Annotated in this window: 19 protein-coding genes; 5 read left to right on the forward strand and 14 right to left on the reverse strand. The window is 70.4% G+C overall.

The annotated features are described in order from the left end of the window. Nucleotides 1–51 precede the first annotated feature (51 nt). Nucleotides 52–1,731, reverse strand: a complete 1,680-nt coding sequence (locus NP095_RS09515) for a ribonuclease J (protein ID WP_306173255.1) — start codon at nt 1,729–1,731, stop codon at nt 52–54. Then, entirely contained in the window at nt 1,728–2,639 is a 912-nt protein-coding gene (dapA, locus tag NP095_RS09520) for a 4-hydroxy-tetrahydrodipicolinate synthase (protein WP_256766018.1), read from the reverse strand. Before dapA ends, NP095_RS09515 begins: the two co-directional genes overlap by 4 nt. 49 nt (nt 2,640–2,688) lie before the next feature. Here dapA and NP095_RS09525 point away from each other — a divergent pair, with 49 nt between their 5' ends. Continuing rightward, nucleotides 2,689–3,474, forward strand: a complete 786-nt coding sequence (locus NP095_RS09525; RefSeq protein ID WP_256766019.1) for a thioesterase family protein — start codon at nt 2,689–2,691, stop codon at nt 3,472–3,474. Nucleotides 3,475–3,477: 3 nt separating this feature from the next. Here the strand turns inward: NP095_RS09525 and NP095_RS09530 are convergent, their stop codons facing one another. The 3 genes from NP095_RS09530 to NP095_RS09540 are packed head-to-tail and all read right to left on the reverse strand — an operon-like array spanning nt 3,478 to nt 5,186. Next, a complete protein-coding gene (locus tag NP095_RS09530; RefSeq protein WP_256766020.1) occupies nt 3,478–3,846 on the reverse strand; it encodes a VOC family protein in 369 nt (122 codons plus the stop codon). A gap of 57 nt (nt 3,847–3,903) precedes the next feature. Beyond that, nucleotides 3,904–4,392 carry a dihydrofolate reductase gene (locus tag NP095_RS09535; protein WP_256766021.1) on the reverse strand — a complete coding sequence of 163 codons (489 nt, stop codon included), beginning with the start codon at nt 4,390–4,392 and terminating at the stop codon, nt 3,904–3,906. Beyond that, a complete protein-coding gene (locus tag NP095_RS09540; RefSeq protein WP_249378398.1) occupies nt 4,392–5,186 on the reverse strand; it encodes a thymidylate synthase in 795 nt (264 codons plus the stop codon). The genes NP095_RS09535 and NP095_RS09540 overlap by 1 nt, the downstream gene beginning before the upstream one ends. A 60-nt stretch (nt 5,187–5,246) precedes the next feature. On the opposite strand from NP095_RS09540, the gene NP095_RS09545 reads away from it, so the two are divergent. Genes NP095_RS09545 through NP095_RS09560 form a run of 4 tightly spaced genes read left to right on the forward strand, consistent with a single transcriptional unit; the run spans nt 5,247 to nt 7,255 of the window. Continuing rightward, entirely contained in the window at nt 5,247–5,735 is a 489-nt protein-coding gene (locus tag NP095_RS09545) for a hypothetical protein (RefSeq protein WP_249378399.1), read from the forward strand. Next, nucleotides 5,732–6,262, forward strand: a complete 531-nt coding sequence (locus tag NP095_RS09550) for a GNAT family N-acetyltransferase (protein ID WP_249378400.1) — start codon at nt 5,732–5,734, stop codon at nt 6,260–6,262. The genes NP095_RS09545 and NP095_RS09550 overlap by 4 nt, the downstream gene beginning before the upstream one ends. Next, nucleotides 6,259–6,951: an AzlC family ABC transporter permease gene (locus NP095_RS09555; protein ID WP_256766022.1), complete on the forward strand. Its 693-nt coding sequence runs from the start codon at nt 6,259–6,261 to the stop codon at nt 6,949–6,951. Before NP095_RS09550 ends, NP095_RS09555 begins: the two co-directional genes overlap by 4 nt. Beyond that, the gene (locus NP095_RS09560; RefSeq protein WP_256766023.1) at nt 6,944–7,255 is read left to right on the forward strand and encodes an AzlD domain-containing protein; all 312 of its coding nucleotides are present in this window, start codon (nt 6,944–6,946) and stop codon (nt 7,253–7,255) included. Before NP095_RS09555 ends, NP095_RS09560 begins: the two co-directional genes overlap by 8 nt. A 3-nt stretch (nt 7,256–7,258) precedes the next feature. On the opposite strand, the gene dapB is transcribed toward NP095_RS09560, so the two are convergent. The 9 genes from dapB to rpsO all read right to left on the reverse strand — a co-directional run bounded on the left by dapB (nt 7,259) and on the right by rpsO (nt 17,563). Continuing rightward, nucleotides 7,259–8,005, reverse strand: coding sequence for a 4-hydroxy-tetrahydrodipicolinate reductase (dapB, locus tag NP095_RS09565; RefSeq protein ID WP_256766024.1), 747 nt, complete (start codon nt 8,003–8,005; stop codon nt 7,259–7,261). Nucleotides 8,006–8,015: 10 nt separating this feature from the next. Beyond that, on the reverse strand, nt 8,016–9,089 hold the full coding sequence (locus NP095_RS09570) for an ABC transporter ATP-binding protein (protein WP_249378404.1): 1,074 nt from the start codon (nt 9,087–9,089) through the stop codon (nt 8,016–8,018). Beyond that, on the reverse strand, nt 9,086–10,090 hold the full coding sequence (locus NP095_RS09575) for a LacI family DNA-binding transcriptional regulator (RefSeq protein WP_256766025.1): 1,005 nt from the start codon (nt 10,088–10,090) through the stop codon (nt 9,086–9,088). The genes NP095_RS09570 and NP095_RS09575 overlap by 4 nt, the downstream gene beginning before the upstream one ends. Then, nucleotides 10,087–11,448, reverse strand: a complete 1,362-nt coding sequence (locus NP095_RS09580; protein WP_256766026.1) for a GH1 family beta-glucosidase — start codon at nt 11,446–11,448, stop codon at nt 10,087–10,089. Before NP095_RS09580 ends, NP095_RS09575 begins: the two co-directional genes overlap by 4 nt. Beyond that, a complete protein-coding gene (locus NP095_RS09585) occupies nt 11,445–12,383 on the reverse strand; it encodes a carbohydrate ABC transporter permease (protein WP_249378407.1) in 939 nt (312 codons plus the stop codon). Before NP095_RS09585 ends, NP095_RS09580 begins: the two co-directional genes overlap by 4 nt. Before the next feature lies 1 nt (nt 12,384). Beyond that, on the reverse strand, nt 12,385–13,287 hold the full coding sequence (locus NP095_RS09590) for a carbohydrate ABC transporter permease (RefSeq protein ID WP_256766027.1): 903 nt from the start codon (nt 13,285–13,287) through the stop codon (nt 12,385–12,387). Between the two features lie 93 nt (nt 13,288–13,380). Further along, the gene (locus tag NP095_RS09595; protein WP_256766028.1) at nt 13,381–14,667 is read right to left on the reverse strand and encodes an ABC transporter substrate-binding protein; all 1,287 of its coding nucleotides are present in this window, start codon (nt 14,665–14,667) and stop codon (nt 13,381–13,383) included. Nucleotides 14,668–14,834: 167 nt separating this feature from the next. Then, on the reverse strand, nt 14,835–17,054 hold the full coding sequence (locus NP095_RS09600) for a polyribonucleotide nucleotidyltransferase (RefSeq protein ID WP_249378410.1): 2,220 nt from the start codon (nt 17,052–17,054) through the stop codon (nt 14,835–14,837). Between the two features lie 245 nt (nt 17,055–17,299). Further along, a complete protein-coding gene (rpsO, locus tag NP095_RS09605; RefSeq protein ID WP_187411971.1) occupies nt 17,300–17,563 on the reverse strand; it encodes a 30S ribosomal protein S15 in 264 nt (87 codons plus the stop codon). Nucleotides 17,564–17,588 lie beyond the last annotated feature (25 nt).

A 17,588-nucleotide genomic window follows, 5' to 3' on the forward strand; every position in this document is an offset into this window, starting at 1 on the left:
TTCCCCCGGGTTACAACCCTTGCGAGGTTGGGTAACGAGTGACCTGAGAGGTCAGGCCTCCAGCACGATCGGGATGATCAGCGGCCGGCGACGCAGACGACGACCCGCGAACGAGCCGACGACGCGACGCATGACCTGCTGCAGGGCGTCGGTGTCCCGGGCCCCGTCCGCGAGCGCCTCCTCGAGAGCGGAGACGACCTTCGGGTGGATCGCGTCGAACACCGCGTCGTCCTCGGCCAGGCCGCGGGCGTGGATCTCGGGCCCGCTGACGATCTTGCCGGTGGCCGAGTCGATGACGGCGATGACCGAGATGAAGCCCTCGGCCGCCAGCGTGCGGCGGTCCTTGAGGTCGGAGTCGGTGACGTCGCCGATCGAGGACCCGTCGACGTAGACGTAGCCCACGTCGTACGCGCCGACGATGCTGGCGTGGCCGTCGACCAGGTCGACCGCGTAGCCGTCCTCGGCGATGATCGTGTTCGGCACGCCGGTCTGGCGGGCCAGCGACGCGTTGGAGTGCAGGTGGCGGATCTCGCCGTGCACGGGCATGACGTTCGACGGCTGGACGATGTTGTAGCAGTAGAGCAGCTCGCCGGCCGAGGCGTGACCGGACACGTGCACCAACGCGTTGCCCTTGTGGACGACGTTCGCACCCAGCTTCGTCAGGCCGTCGATCACGCGGTAGATCGCGTTCTCGTTGCCCGGGATCAGCGACGACGCGAGCAGCACGGTGTCACCGGGCTCGAGGTGCACCTGCGGGTGCGTGCGGTTCGCGATGCGCGACAGGGCCGCCATCGGCTCGCCCTGCGAGCCGGTGGACATGAGCACCATCTGCTCCGGCGGAGCGGCATCGATCTTGTCGACCACGACGCCGTCGGGCACGTTGAGGTAGCCCAGCTCGCGGGCGATCTGCATGTTGCGGACCATCGACCGGCCCACGTACGCGACCTTGCGGTTGTGCTTGACCGCGGCGTCCAGCACCTGCTGCACGCGGTGGATGTGCGACGCGAAGGACGCCACGATGATGCGCTTCTTGCTGCGGGCGAAGACGGCGTCGATGGCCGGGGTGATCGACTTCTCGGCCGTCGTGAACCCGGGGACCTCGGCGTTGGTGGAGTCGGTCAGGAACAGGTCGACGCCGGCCTCACCGAGGCGGGCGAACGCGCGCAGGTCGGTGATGCGGCCGTCGAGCGGCAGCTGGTCCATCTTGAAGTCGCCCGTGTGCAGGGCGACGCCGGCGGCGGTCTTGATGGCGACGGCCAGGGCATCGGGGATGGAGTGGTTGACGGCCACGAACTCGCACTCGAACGGGCCGAAGGACTCGACGTCGTTCTCGCTGACGACGTGCATCGGCACGTCCTTCAGACGGTGCTCCTTGAGCTTCGGCGCGAGCAGCGCCAGCGTCAGCTTGGAGCCGATGACGGGGATGTTCCCGCGTTCGCGCAACAGGTACGGGACACCGCCGATGTGGTCCTCGTGACCGTGGGTCAGGACCAGGCCGACGATGTCGTCGAGGCGGTCCCGGATCGGACCGAAGTCGGGCAGGATCAGGTCGACGCCCGGCTGGTGCTCCTCGGGGAAGAGCACGCCGCAGTCGACGATCAGCAGCTTGCCGTCGAACTCGAAGACGGTCATGTTGCGGCCGATCTCGCCCAGTCCCCCCAAGGGGACGACGCGCATGGCGCCCGGCGCGAGAGGTGCGGGGGTCGGAAGTTCGGTGTGCATATGGCTCATGCCAGTAGATCAGCGTCCTTGAGTGCCGCTCGAATGACCTGGACTTGTTCGTCCGTCGCGGGAGTGAGCGGCAGTCGCACGCCCGCGTGAGGGATGACGCCGAGTTCGACGAGCGCCGCCTTGACGGCGATCGCACCCTGCGTCTGGCCCATGATCGCTGCGATCAGGGGCAGAAGTTCGTTGTCGATCTGGCGCGCACGCACCAGATCACCGGCGTCGACCGCCGCGATGAGGTCCTTGATGGGGCCGGCGGCGACGTGGCTGACCACGCTGACGACACCGACCGCGCCGAGCGCGAGCCACGGCAGGGCCAGCGCGTCGTCGCCGGCGTACAGCGCCAGGCTCGAGTTGGCGCGCAGGCGGGCGCCGCGCGCCAGGTCGCCGGAGGCGTCCTTGACGGCGACGACGGTCCGGCGCGACTCCAGCTCGGCGTACGTCGCCTCGCTGATCTCGACCGCGGTCCGGCCGAGGATGTCATAGAGCATGATCGGCGTGTCACCCGCCGCGGCCACGACCGCGTCGATGTTGGCGAGGATGCCGGCCTGCGGGGGCTTGCTGTAGTACGGCGAGACCAGCAGGAGGCCGTGGGCGCCCACGCGGACGGCCTGCTCGGCCAGCTCGACGGTGTGGCGCGTGTCGTTCGTGCCGACGCCGGCCACGATCGTGGCGCGGTCGCCGACGGCCTCGAGCACGGCGGCCAGCAGCCGGCCGTCCTCCTCGCCGGTCGTGGTGGGCGACTCGCCGGTGGTGCCGCTGACGACGATGCCGTCGCTGCCGCTCTCGACCAGGTGCTGCGCCAACGCCGCGGCGGCGTCGAGGTCGAGCTCACCGTCAGGAGTGAACGGAGTGGCCATCGCGGTGAGGAGACGGCCGAACGGCGCGGCCTCGGTGGCGAGCGGAGACGTCATGTACCGAGGTTACCGTCACCGCGGCGAGGCCTTCGGGCAGGATGAGCCGGTGACCGACCACTATCCACAGGACATCACCGCGACCCGCGCCGACGACGGCACGTTGAGCCTGGCGGTGACCGATCGCTGGAACACTCCCCTGGGCAAGCCGAACGGCGGTTGGGTGCTGGCGTCGATGCTCCGCACCGCGATGGACACCACCGACGTGGGCCGTCCCGTCGTCGCCTCGATCACCTACTTCGCGTCTCCCGAGCCCGGGACCACCGCCACGCTGACCGTGACGCCGGTGAAGATGGGGCGCCGGGTCCAGACCGTCGAGGTCGACCTCGCGCACGGCGACAAGCCGCTGGCCCGCATGACCGCCAGCTTCGCCGCGGACCACCACGGACTCACCCAGGAGCTCGGCACGCCGCCGCAGCTGCCCTCCCCGGACGGACTGCCCGATCCCCGCGACCTGGGCCTGCCCACCGACGGCCTCTTCGGGCGGGTCGAGTTCCGCATGCCCGTCACCCCCGGCTGGGCCGACGGCAAGCCGTCCGGCGACCCCACCGCCGAGCTGTGGCAGCGACTCGACGGCGGGACTGCCATCGACTGGCCCGCCGTGGCGCTGCTGACCGACACCTCTCCCCCGCCGGTCCTGGAGCTGGGCCGGCTCGTCTCCATGACGGTGCAGCTGACGGTCCACTTCCACCGGCTGCCCGAGCCCGGCACGTGGGTCGCGTCCCGCTTCACCACCCGCCACATCGCCGACGGCTTCCACGAGGAGGACGGCGAGCTGTGGGACGAGCAGGGGCGACTGGTGGCCCAGTCGCGCCAGCTCGCGATCCTGCTCTGAGCGTCAGTCCGAGACGTCGGTGACGCCCTCGTAGAGCCCGACCACGTTGCCGTCGGGGTCCTCGATCACGGCCCACCAACTGGTGTCGGAGATGGACTGACGCTCCATCACGACCCGCGCGCCGCGGTCGCGTGCCGTGGCCAGGGTGTCGTCGATGGAGTCCACCTCGACGTACGAGCGCGGCTGCGTGAACCCGGGTGACCGGGGCGCGAAGCCGCCGCCGCTGATCTCGTTCGGGGCCTGCCACATGGGATAGCCCTCGAAGCCGGGATGCTCCACGAACTTCCAGCCGAAGAGGGCGCCGTAGAAGTCCTGGGCCCGTCGGTGGTCGGAGGTCGGGATGTCGATGTGGGTGATGTCGCCGTGTGCCATGGGTCACTCCTGTCCTGTCCCGACAGTGTCGGCCCGGGACACCGGGCAGGACAAGGGTCAGCGGCGCACGTACGTGGCGATCTCGTAGTCGGGTGTGCCGGCGTGGGCCTCGCGCTCCGTCTCGCGCCAGACCTCGGGATCGACCGGACCGAAAAAGGCGTCGCCCTCGGGGCTGAGGGGGACGTGGGTGACCACCAGCTCGTCGACGAGGCCGCGCTCGAGCGCCTCGTCGTAGACCGTCGCGCCGCCGACGAGGAAGACCCGCTCGTCGATCTCGGCGGCCCGCGTCAGCGCCGTGTCGAGGTCGGCCGCCACGATCACCGCGGGATCGCCCGGATCCCAGTCGCCGCGCCGCGTCAGCACGATGGAGGTGCGTCCGGGCAGCGGACGGCCGATGGCCTCGTACGTGGCCCGGCCCATCACCATGGGGTGGCCCCAGGTGATCTCCTTGAACTGGCGCATGTCACCGGTGCGGGGCCAGGGCATGCCGCCGTCGCGGCCGATGACCCCGTTCTCGCCGACGGCCACCACGATCGTGACGCCCATCAGACGGCGATCGGCGCCTTGATGGCGGGATGGGAGCGGTAGTCCTCGACCGAGATCGAGTCGAGCGTGAACCCGTCGATGTCGGTGACCGCCGGGTCGAGCCGCAGCGTCGGCAGCGGGAGCGGGTCGCGGGTCAGCTGCTCGCGCGCCTGGTCGAGGTGGTTGACGTACAGGTGGCAGTCGCCGCCGGTCCAGATGAACTCTCCCGGCTCGAGGCCCGTCACCTGGGCGACCATGTGCGTCAGCAGCGCGTAGGAGGCGATGTTGAACGGCACGCCCAGGAACACGTCGGCGGAGCGCTGGTAGAGCTGGCAGCTGAGCTTGCCGTCCGCCACGTAGAACTGGAAGAACGCGTGGCACGGAGCCAGGGCCATCGCGTCGAGGTCGGCCACGTTCCAGGCGCTGACGATGTGACGACGGGAGTTCGGGTCGGCCTTGATCGCCTCGATGACGCCGCGGAGCTGGTCGATGTGCTCGCCGCCGGGCGTCGGCCAGGAGCGCCACTGGTAGCCGTAGATGGGGCCGAGGTCGCCGTTGTCGTCGGCCCACTCGTCCCAGATCGTGACGCCGTTGTCGCGCAGGTACTGCGTGTTGGTGTCGCCGGCGATGAACCACAGCAGCTCGGCGACGACGCTCTTGAGGTGGACCTTCTTGGTCGTGACGACCGGGAAGCCCTCGGCCAGGTCGAACCGCATCTGGTGCCCGAAGACGCTGCGCGTTCCGGTGCCCGTGCGGTCGCCCTTGGCGACCCCCTCGTCGAGGATGCGGCGGACGAGATCGAGGTAGGCCTGCATGTCCGCAGACTAGCAACGCGGGCGAACGGCGACGGGCAGTGACGTGAGATACTGACCGGCGTGACGGAACCCACGGCCCCCACCCCCACGGACGTGAAGCGATTCGTCGCCCTCCAGCTCGCGGTCACCGTCGTCTTCGCGGTCTTTGTCGTCCTGGCGTTCGGCCGTGACGGCGAGCCGGGAGCCCGCTGGTGGGCCGCGCTGGCGCTGCTCGCGCTGGTGTTCGTCGCCGGCGCCGTGGTCTCGCGCTGGTGGTCCGAGCCGCAGAGCCTGCCCGCCGACGATCCCACGCCGAACCAGACCGCGATGCGACGGCTGGCCTCGCACATCGCCCGGGCCTTCATGGTCCTCGAGATCCCGCTGGTCGTGTGCGCGGTGCTCGGCGTGAGCGGCCTCATCGGCGGACTCGTCATGGCCGCGGCCGTCGTGCCCGCGCTCGCCGCCCTGGCGTTCGGGACGTGGCCCACGCGGCGCAACGTCGATCGGTTCGCCGACGCCCTGGAGCGCCACGGCGCCGACTCCGGCCTGCGTCAGGCCTTCGGCCGATGAGCGCCGACGTCTCCGTCCGGCTGGCCTGGCCCGACGACGGCGCCCCGATCGCCGCGGTGCAGCGCGCGCACTGGCTGCGCAGCTACGGCGACGACGTGGACCCGGCCGAGCTCGAGGCGCTCGACGAGTCGGTGATGGCGGCCCGCTGGACCCAGCTGATCAGCGCGCCGCGTGATGCCCGGATGCGCACCCTGGTGGCCCTCGAGCGCGCCACCCTGCGCGGCTTCGCGCTGGTCCACCCGTGCCACGACCCGGACGCCGACCAGGTCCGAGACGCCGAGATCGGCGAGTTCGTCGTCGACGCCGACCACCGGAGCCTGGGTCACGGGTCGCGCCTGCTGCACGCCTGCGTCGACACCGCCCGCGCCGACAGCTTCGAGCGGGCCGTGTGGTGGGTCTCCCCCGCCGACGACGGGCTCCGCGCCTGGCTGAAGGAGTCCGGCTGGGAGCCCGACGGCGCCCACCGCGAGTTCGCCGGGGCGAACGGGCCGGTCAAGCAGATTCGCCTCCACACCGCATTGACGTGAGCGAGCCCACCAGCGACCGGACCGTCATCGCGGACTCCCTCGGGGTGGGTGTGGGAGTCGGGCTGTACGGCGTCAGCTTCGGGGCGCTGGCCACCACCAGCGGCCTCTCGGTGCTGCAGGCGTGCGCGCTGTCGCTGCTCGCGTTCACGGGCGCGTCGCAGTTCGCGTTCCTCGGCGTCGTCGCGGCGGGCGGCGCTCCCGCGACGGGCGCCCTGACGGCCGTCCTGCTCGGCGTCCGCAACACGTTCTACGGCATCACCCTGGCGCCGGTCCTCAAGGTCAGGGGCCTGCGCCGGTGGGCGACGGCGCACGTCGTGATCGACGAGTCGACGGCGATGTCGGTCGTGCGGGCCGACCCGCGCCAGGCGCGGCTCGGCTTCTACTGGACCGGGCTGACCATCTTCGCGATCTGGAACCTGACGACCCTCCTGGGGGCGCTCGCCGGCGAGCGGATCGGCGATCCCCGCACGATCGGCCTGGACGCCGCCGTGGCGGCCGCCTTCCTGGGTCTGCTGTGGCCGCGACTGGACTCGCCGGCGTCGCGACTGCTCGCGCTGCTGGCGGCCGCGGTGGCCCTCGGACTCGTCCCGCTCACCCCGGCCGGAGCGCCCATCATCATCGGCGGCATCGTCGCGGTGCTCGTGGGCCTGCGCTTCGTCCCCTCGACACCGAGGAGCGACGATGAGTGAGCTCTGGTGGGGCGTGCTGATGGTCGCCATCGGCTGCTACGGCCTCAAGCTGCTCGGCCTGTCCGTCCCGGAGCGGGTGCTGGAGCACCCGCTGACCGTCCGGGCGGCCGCCTTCATCCCGGTGGGCCTGCTGGCCGCCCTGGTGGTCGTCCAGGGCTTCACGGACGGGTCGCGCGTGGTCGTGGACGCCCGGCTGGCCGGACTGGTCGTCGCGGCCGTCCTGCTGTGGCGCAAGGTGCCGTTCCTGCCGATGCTCATCGCCGCGGCCGCGACCGCGGCGCTGGTCCGCGCCCTCGGCGGCTGAGCCTCAGTCCAGGCCCAGGACCTCGTCGAGGCCGACGGTCACCCCGGGGTGGGCGGGGATCCACCGCAGCGCCGCGACGACGCCGGGCATGAACGACTCCCGACTGGACGAGTCGTGCCGGATGCTGAAGATCTCGCCCGGATCGCCCAGCACGACCTCCTGTGAGGCGATGAACCCACGAGCGCGCACGGCGTGCACGGGGATGCCCGAGACCTTCGCGCCACGGGCGCCGTCCGGGTCGGTCGTGGTGGCGTCGGGCAGCTCGGCGGAGCCAGCCTCACGCCGCGCCTCGGCGATGACCTCGGCGGTGCGGACGGCGGTGCCCGAGGGCGCGTCGACCTTGTCCGGGTGATGCATCTCGATGACCTCGACGGACTCGAAGAACGGCGCCGCCACGGCGGCGAACCGCATCATCAGCACGGCGCCGATCGAGAAGTTGGGCACGACGATCGCGCCGACGCCGTCGTGGGCGGCGACGATCTCGCGCAGCTGGGCGACCTTGTCGTCACCGAAGCCCGAGGTGCCGATCACGACGTGGATGCCCCGCTCGAGGCACCAGCGAGCCTGGTCGAAGGCGACGTCCGGCGTGGTGAACACCAGCGCCGCCTCGGCGCCCGCCTCCTCAGCGGTGGACAGGTCGTCCCCCACGTCGATCCGCGCGACGAGCTCGAGCCCGTCCGCCGCCTCGATCGCCTCCGCGGAGGTCGAACCCATCCGGCCCTTCGCACCCAGCACCGCCACGCGTGTCATGCGTCCGATGCTATCGACCCAGTCGCTCGCCGCTGACGGGGTCGAAGTGGTGGACCGCGTCGGGGTCGATCACGGCCAGGTGCGTGGACGTGCCCTTGACCGGGGGCCGGCGCCAGTCGGCGCGCGACACCACCGGCGTCGTGACGCCGTCGGCGCGGCCGTAGAGGTACGCGTCCGAGCCCAGCTCCTCGACGACGTCGACCGTGATCGGGAGCCCTTCCTCGGACGGCTCCAGGTTCTCGGGGCGCACGCCCACCACCACCGTCGAGCCGCTCGCCTCGAGCAGCGCCGATCGCGGCACCGGAAGCACGGTCGTGCCGAACGCGACGCCGCCGTCGATCACGGGCAGCTCGAGCAGGTTCATCGCCGGCGAGCCCATGAAGCCGGCGACGAACAGGTTCACCGGCCGGTCGTAGAGCTCGCGCGGCGCGGCCACCTGCTGCAGGACGCCGTCCTTGAGCACCGCGACGCGGTCACCCATGGTCATGGCCTCGACCTGGTCGTGCGTGACGTAGACCGTCGTGGTCCCCAACCGCCGCTGCAGCGCCGCGACCTGGGTGCGGGTCTGGACCCGCAGCTTGGCGTCGAGGTTCGACAGCGGCTCGTCCATGCAGAAGACCCGTGGCGAGCGGACGATCGCCCGCCCCATGGCGACCCGCTGGCGCTGACCGCCCGAGAGCGCCTTGGGCTTGCGATCGAGGAACTCGGTCAGGCCCAGCAGATCGGCTGCCTCCGCCACGCGCTGCTTGATGTCCGCCTTGGACACCTTCGCGATCCGCAGGGCGAAGCCCATGTTCTCGCCGACGGTCATGTGCGGGTAGAGCGCGTAGTTCTGGAACACCATCGCGATGTCCCGATCCTTCGGCGGCATCCGCGTGACGTCTCGGTCGCCGATGTGGATGCTCCCGTCGTCGACGTCCTCCAGCCCGGCCAGCATCCGCAACGTCGTGGACTTGCCGCAGCCCGACGGCCCGACGAGGACGAGGAACTCCCCGTCCACGACCTCGAGGTCGATGTGATCGACCGCCGGTCGCTCCTGGCCCGGGTAGACCCGGGTCGCTCCCTCGAAGACCACAGCACTCATGACGACTCCCCACATTGCAGTTCGGTGGACAAGATGACCGAGGTCGGCTCGGCGTCCGGATCCTCGATCCGGCGCGCGAGCACGTCGACGAGCGTCGCGCCGAGCTCGGCCAGGGGCTGGTGGACCGTGGTCAGGGCGGGCGTGGACGCGGCCGCCGCCGCCGATCCGTCGAAGCCGACCAGGGCGACGTCCTGCGGGACGTCGAGGCCGCGGCGCGTGAGCTCGCGCAGGGCGCCGAGGGCCATCACGTCGTTCGCGGCGAAGATCGCGTCGAGGTCGGGACGCCGGTCGAGCAGGGCCGCGGCGCCGTTCGCGCCACTGGCCTCGCTGAAGTCCCCGGTCTCGACCAGCTGAGGGTCGAACGCCAGGCCGGCGGCGTCCAGGGCCTCGAGGTAGCCGGCCAGGCGGTCGCGGCCGGACGCCATGTCCTGCGGGCCGGTGATGCAGGCGATCCGACGACGACCACGCTCGGCGAGGTGGTCGACGGCCCGCCGTGCGCCACCGAGGTTGTCGACGTCGACGAAGCAGGCGCGCGGGTCGTTCGGCCGGCCCACGTAGACGACGGGAAGGTCGGGCCCCTGGGGCAGGCTGAGCGCGTCGTGCAGCGAGACGACCATGACGCCGTCGACGTGCTGCGGCGTCAGGAACTGGCCGAGCCGGGACAGGTGCGACTCGTCCGGGACCATCGACAGCACCAGCCGGCGCGACGTCTCGTCGACGGCCCGCGAGATGCCGCGGACCAGACCGGCGAAGAACGGCTCGGCGAAGACGCGCTCCTCGTCCTCGGCGATGACGAGGGCGACGGTGTCGGTGCGGCGGGTCTTGAGCGAGCGCGCCGCCTGGTTGGGCACGTAGCCCAGCTCGCGCACGGCCTGCTCGACCGCCTCACGGGTGCGCGGCGAGACGTGGTCCGAGCCGTTGACGACCCGCGACGCCGTGCCGCGGCCGACTCCGGCGAGCCGGGCCACCTCCTCCAGCGTGGGCTGGCGAATCTCCGTCATGAGCTTCCCTTCGTGCTGCTCGACCGCGCGAGCTCGGCGAACCAGAGCGCGCTGGCCTTGGGCGTGCGCACCAGTGTCTCGAAGTCCACGTGCACGATGCCGAAGCGCTTGTCGTACCCCTCGGCCCACTCGAAGTTGTCGAGCAGGGACCACGCGAAGTACCCCCGGATGTCCATCCCGGAGTCCCGCGCGTCGGCCAGGGCCCGCAGGTGGCCGTCGATGAAGTCGATCCGGTCCCGGTCGTCGATGGTTCCCTCGGCCGAGAGGACGTCGTCGTCGAAGGCCGCGCCGTTCTCGGTGATGTAGATCGGGATCGGCGGATAGTCACGGCGCACCTGGTCCAGCACCTCGGCCAGTCCGCCCGGGTCGATGTCCCAGCCGGAGGCCGTCTTGGGCCGGTCGGTCGTCACGAAGCCGACCTCGGAGGCGCCGGGCCACGGGCTGGCCGCGACGACATGGCGCGAGTAGTAGTTGATGCCCAGGAAGTCCAACGGCGCCGCGACGGTCGCGAGATCCTCGTCGAGGATGACGTCCGTGCCGCCGACGCCGGCGACGTCGTCGAGGACGTCCTGCGGATAGCGCCCGAGCAGCAGCGGGTCGAGGAACCAGCGGTTCATCAGCCCGTCGATGCGACGTGCCGCGTCGTCGTGACGCCCCGTGTCGTCGCCCGGGGACACCGCGTAGAGGTTCACGGTCACGCCGACCTGCGCCTCGGGACGCCCCTCGCGCAGCCGGGGCACGGCCAGGCCGTGAGCCAGGTTGAGGTGGTGGGACGCCGCCAGCGCAGCGGCCGGCTCGGTGCGGCCCGGAGCGTGGATGCCCGCGCCGTAGCCCAGGAACGCGGCGCACCACGGCTCGTTGAGCGTGGTCCAGTGCCGCACGCGGTCGCCCAGCGCCTCGGCGACGATCTGGGCGTAGTCGGCGAACCGCTCGGCGGTGTCGCGCACGGGCCAGCCGCCCGCGTCCTCGAGCGCCTGCGGCAGGTCCCAGTGGAACAGCGTGGGCCACGGCTCGACGCCGGCCTCCAGCAGTCCGTCGACGAGTCGGTCGTAGAAGGCCAGTCCGCGGGGCTCGACTCGGCCGCGTCCCTCCGGTTGGATCCGGGGCCACGCGACCGAGAACCGGTAGGCGTCCAGGCCGAGGTCCTTGACGAGGGAGACGTCCTCCGGCCAGCGGTGGTAGTGATCGACCGCGACCTCGCCGTTCTCGCCTCGACGCGTCATGCCGGGGCGTGCCGCGAAGGTGTCCCAGATCGACGGACCGCGTCCGTCCTCCTTCGTCGCCCCCTCGATCTGGTAGGCCGACGTGGCCACGCCCCACAGGAACCCGGGGTCGAAACGCTCGCTGAGACCGGTCATGACTTGAGGCCGCCTTCCATGATGCCGCCCACGATCTGGCGGCCGAAGAGGATGAACACCACGACGAGCGGCAGGGTGCCCATGAGCGTTCCCGCCATGACCAGCGCCTGGTCGGTGTAGTAGCCGCCGGACAGCCGCGAGAGCGCGACCTGCACCGTCGGATGGTTGAAGTCCAGGGCGATGTACGGCCACAGGAAGTCGTTCCAGCGCTCCATGAACGTCAGCAGTCCGAGCACCGCCGCCGCGGGCCGCAGCGCCGGGAAGACGATCGACCAGAAGATCCGCAGCGTCGACGCCCCGTCGACCCGCGCGGCCTCTATCAGCTCGTCCGGGATGGCCTGCAGCGCGTACTGGCGCATGAAGAAGACGCCGAAGCCGCTGACCAGGAACGGCAGGGTCACCGAGGCGAGGCCGCCGGCCAGGCCGATCTTCGTCATCAGCATGTAGAGCGGGATCAGCCCGAGCTGGACCGGCACCATCATCGTCGCGACGACGACGATCAGCAGCACGTTGCTGCCGCGGAACTTCAGCTTCGCGAAGGCGAAGCCGGCCAGCGCTGAGCTGACGACCACGGCGACCGTCGCGGTTCCCGCCACGAGGAGCGAGTTCAGCAGCGCCCTGCCGAACTGCACGTCGGCGTTGGCGAAGACGCGGTCGATGTTCGAGGCGAGCTGATCGCCGGGCAGCAGCGGCGGCGGAATGCCCAGGATGTCGCTGTTGGCGCGCGAGGCCATGACCAGCATGAAGTACAGCGGCGCCGCCGAGAGCAGGACGACGAACGTCAGCGCGACGTACATCAGAGGGGAGGCGCCGGTGACCTTCGAGCGGCGGCGAGGGCCGCTCCCCCGGTCCGACCCGGCGAGCTCGTCGACGGCGCGCGGCGCGACGACGTCACGCCGGTCGGCCGCGCCACCGGTCTGGGTGCGAAGGCTCATGTCAGTCCGCCGATCGGATGCGCCGCAGGAGCAGCAGGTTGATGGCCGCCACGAGGGCGATGACGAGGAAGAGGACCCAGGCGATCGTGGAGGCGTAGCCGAACCGCTGCCCGGTGAAGGCCTCCTGGACCAGGTACATGGCGACCGTCTGGAACTGCCCGCGGTTGCCGCCCGAGATCGCGTTCGCGCCGGGGTTGAAGAGCAGCGGCTCGGTGAAGAGCTGGATGCCGCCGATCGTGGCGACGATCGTCACGAAGATCAGGGTGGGGCGCAGCATCGGCACCGTGATGGACCAGAACTGCCGCCAGGCCGAGGCGCCGTCGATCTTCGCCGCCTCGTAGAGCTCCTTGGGCACCGACTGCAGCGCGGCCAGCAGGATCAGCGCGTTGTAGCCGGTCCATCGCCAGTCGACCATCGTCGCGATCGCGAGCCACGAGGACCAGCGGTGGGCCCGCCAGTCGATGGCGTCGAGACCGATCTGTCCCAGCAGCCAGTTCGCGATGCCGTAGTCGCGGGCGAAGATCATCCCGAAGATGATGCCGACGGCGGCGACCGAGGCCACGTTCGGCAACAGGACGCCCATCCGCCAGAAGGTGCGCGAGCGCAGTCGCGTGTTCAGCATCTGGGCCAGCACGGTGGCCACCACCAGCTGGGGCACGGTGGCCAGCACGAAGATGCCGAAGGTGTTCACCATCGCGCGCCAGAAGGCGCTGTCGACCATCAGCTCGCGATAGTTCTCCAGTCCGATGAACTCGACCTTGCCCGCGAGCAGGGTCCACTCGTGCATCGAGACCCAGGCGGTGTAGACGAGCGGGAAGAGGCCGAACACCGCGAAGACGAGGAAGTACGGCGAGACGAACGCGAGGCCGGCGCCCTGTTGGCGAGCGAGCCGTGTGCGTGCCATGACGAGATCCTCTCCGATCTGGGGGTCCGAACGTGGGCAGCCGGTGTCCGCGTCTTGGAGGAACGCGCGGACACCGGCCGCGTCAGCGGTGCGTCAGCGGGCGGCCTTCGTGGCCGCTGCCTTCGCGTCGTCCCAGCCCCTCGCGGGCGGGACCTCACCGTTCTCGACACTGCGCAGCGCGTTCTCCACCGCGTCACGGACGGGAACGTTCTTGGTGCCGAGGTAGACCGGCTCCAGGCCCGCGGCGCCGGCGGCGAACAGCTGGCCGATCGGAGCGTCGTTGAAGTAGACGTTCTTGGCGTCCTTCAGCGCGGCCTGGTCGTACAGTGCCGGCAGGGACGGCAGGCGACCCTCGGCCTCGAAGGCGAGCATCTGGCCCTCCTCGTCGCTGAGGTAGTCGATCAGCTCGAGCGCCATCTTCTGGTGCTTGCTGGTCTGCGGCACGGCGAGCCACGAGCCGCCCCAGTTGCCGCCGCCTCCGGGCACCGTCGCGATGTCCCACTTGCCCGCGTTTGCCTCACCGGACTGGTCCTTGATGTAGCCGGTCATCCAGGCGGGGCAGGCGATCGTGGCGAAGGAGCCGTTCTTGAAGCCGGCGTTCCACTCGTCGCTGAAGGCCTTGAGCTGGGCGGACAGATCGGCCTCGGTCATCTCGACCGAGTAGTCCCAGGCCGACTTGATCGCGGGGTTGTCGTCGAAGACGAGCTCGTCGTCACGATCGAAGTAGGTGTGGTCCCCCTCCTGCATGAGGATGGAGTTGTACGTGTTCGTCGATGAGTCGACGAACGCGACCTTCTTGTCCTTCGTGCCCTGCTGGAACTTCTTGCCGGTGGCGATGTACGCGTCCCAGGTCGGCCACAGCTTGGCCACCTCGGCGCGGTCGATCGGCAGCCCGGCCTTCTCGAACAGGTCGCGGCGGTAGCACATGGCCAGGCCGCCCACGTCCGTCCCGTAGCCGATCGTCGTCTTGCCGTCGGCGCTCGTGGCCTTGTCCCAGACCCACGGGAGCCAGCGGTCCTTGACGTCGTTGCCACCCTCGTCCTGGAGGTTGACGAACTTGTTGGCGGCGGCCAGGAAGGCCACGGTCTGGCCCTCCTCGATGGCGACCACGTCACCGGCGTCGCCGCCGGCGGCGATCTGCTGCGTCAGCTTCGTGTTGTACTTGCCGAGGTCGCCCTCGGCGGTCTCGACGATCGTGACGCCCGGGTGGTCAGCCTCGAACTTCTTGTATGCCTCGGCGTAGCCGAACTTGCCGAAGAGATTCACCCGCAGGGTGATGTCGTCCCCGTCGTCGCTCGATCCGCTCCCGCCGCAGGCGGCGAGGCCGCCCAAGGCGATCGCCGTGGCGAGCGTGGCGGCGAACTGTCGTGTGCGATTCACGTCATGCCTTCCGTCAGTCCCCCACCCGACATGGGAGCGCTCCCATGAGTGTGGCTCACGTCACATCGCACGTCAAGAGATTTTTGGGAGCGCTCCCACATCGGTCCGTCCGGGAACGACGCAGCCCCGCACCGAACCGGTGCGGGGCTGCGTCGTGAGCGGATCGATCAGGCCTCGGTGGACTCCTCGGCCGTCTCGACGGCCGCGTCCTCGGTCTTCTCGACGACCGGGATCAGCGACAGCTTGCCGCGGTCGCCGAGCTCGGCGATCTCGACCTGGATCTTGTCACCGACCTTGACGACGTCATCGACGTTGTTGACGCGCTGGCCACCGTTGAGCTCGCGCAGCTTGCTGATGTGCAGCAGGCCGTCCTTGCCCGGCAGCAGCGAGATGAACGCGCCGAAGTCGACCGTCTTGACGACGGTGCCCAGGTAGCGCTCGCCGACCTCGGGCATCGTCGGGTTGGCGATCGCGTTGACCGCCGCCCGCGCGGCCTCGGCCGAGTCGCCGTGCTCGGCACCGATGAAGACGGTGCCGTCGTCGTCGATCGAGATCTTCGCGCCGGTGTCGTCCTGGATCTGGTTGATCATCTTGCCCTTCGGGCCGATGAGCTCGCCGATCTTGTCGACCGGGATCTTCACCGTGATGATCCGCGGAGCGTAGGGGCTCATCTCGTCGGGCTCGCTGATGGCCTCGGCCATCACGTCCAGGATCGTCTGACGGGCGTCGTGCGCCTGCTGCAGGGCACCGGCCAGCACGTCGGCGGGGATGCCGTTGAGCTTGGTGTCCAGCTGCAGGGCGGTGACGAAGTCACGCGTTCCGGCGACCTTGAAGTCCATGTCGCCGTAGGCGTCCTCGGCTCCGAGGATGTCGGTCAGCGTGACGAACTTCTGCTCGCCGTCGACCACACCGGAGATGAGACCCATCGCGATGCCGGCGACCGGGGCGCGCAGCGGCACACCGGCGTTCAGCAGGCCCAGGGTCGAGGCGCAGACCGAGCCCATCGACGTCGAGCCGTTGGAGCTCAGCGCCTCGGACACCTGGCGGATCGCGTACGGGAACTCCGCACGCGAGGGCAGCACGGGCAGCAGCGCCCGGCCGGCCAGGGCGCCGTGACCGATCTCGCGACGCTTGGGCGAGCCCACGCGTCCGGTCTCACCGGTGGAGAACGGCGGGAAGTTGTAGTTGTGCATGTACCGACGCGTGGTCTCGGGCGAGAGCGTGTCGAGCTTCTGCTCCAGGTCGAGCATGTTCAGCGTCGTGACACCCAGGATCTGGGTCTCGCCACGCTGGAACAGCGCCGAGCCGTGGACGCGCGGAATGATGCCGACCTCGGCGGACAGGGCGCGGATGTCGGCCAGACCACGGCCGTCGATGCGGACGTTGTCGCGCAGGACGCGCTCGCGGACGAGCTCCTTGGTCAGCGAGCGCAGCGCGGCGCCGAGCTCCTTCTCGCGGCCCTCGAAGCGCTCACCGAGCTGCTCGATGACGTTGGCCTTGATCTCGGACTCGCGCTCCTCGCGGTCGGCCTTGCGGACGATCGTGAGCGCGCCGGCCAGGTCGGCCGAGGCGATCTCGCGGACGGCCTCGTAGGCGTCGTCCTCGTAGTCGAGGAAGACCGGGAAGTCCTGGACGGGCTTGGCGGCCGTCGTGGCCAGCTCGGCCTGGGCCTCGCACAGCTGGCGGATGAAGCCCTTGGCGGCCTCGAGGCCACCGGCGACGATCTCCTCGGTGGGCGCCTGGACGCCGCTCTGGACGAGCTCCCAGGTGTTCTCGGTGGACTCGGCCTCGACCATCATGATCGCGACGTCGTCACCGGCGACCCGGCCCGCGACGACCATGTCGAACACGGCCTCCTCGAGCTGGCTGTGCGTCGGGAACGCGACCCACTGGCCGTCGATGAGCGCGACGCGGGTGGCGCCGATGGGGCCGCTGAACGGCAGGCCCGAGATCTGCGTGGACGCCGAGGCGGCGTTGATCGCCAGCACGTCGTACGGGGTGTCGGGGTTGAGCGCCAGGACCGTGATGACGACCTGGACCTCGTTGCGCAGACCCTTCTTGAAGGTCGGGCGCAGCGGGCGGTCGATCAGGCGGCAGGTGAGGATGGCGTCCTCGCTGGGACGGCCCTCACGACGGAAGAACGACCCCGGGATGCGACCCGCGGCGTACATGCGCTCCTCGACGTCGACCGTCAGCGGGAAGAAGTCGAAGTGGTCCTTGGGGTGCTTGCCGGCCGTGGTGGCCGAGAGCAGCATGGTGTCGTCGTCGAGGTAGGCGGCGACGGAGCCGGCGGCCTGCTGGGCCAGCAGGCCGGTCTCGAAACGCACCGTGCGGGTGCCGAAACGGCCGTTGTCGAGGACGGTCTCTACGGTGGTGATGTCGGACATGGAAGTCCCTTCTGCAGGGTTTCGCCCTGCGGTTTCGGGACGAGGCGGCTGCGCCGGCGCGGTCCGCATTCGGACCCGGGCCGGGCCGGTCTTCGATCGAGGCCCGCGGCCGCCCGTGGGGCTCCGAGGGCCACTACCGAGGACCGAGCAATCGCCGGCCTCGTCGTGGGTGATTCTTGTTCAGTTGTGAGGGTGGTGCAGTGAGGAACGGGCGGCCACCCCCGAGGGGATGACCGCCCGTCGCATCAGCGGCGCAGGCCCAGTCGCTCGATGAGCGAGCGGTAGCGCTCGATGTCGTTGTTCTGCAGGTAGTTCAGCAGGCGGCGACGCTGGCCGACCAGGAGCAGCAGGCCACGACGGCTGTGGTGGTCGTGCTTGTGCTCCTTCAGGTGCTCGGTCAGGTGAGCGATACGGCCCGTCAGCAGCGCGATCTGGACCTCCGGGGAACCGGTGTCGCCCTCGCCCGTGGCGTACTGCTCGATGATTTCCTGCTTCGAAAGGTTTGCCACCGTGGGGGCAGCGGTCTTCTTCGAC

The organism is Aeromicrobium duanguangcaii (assembly GCF_024508295.1).
Lineage (GTDB): Bacteria > Actinomycetota > Actinomycetes > Propionibacteriales > Nocardioidaceae > Aeromicrobium > Aeromicrobium duanguangcaii.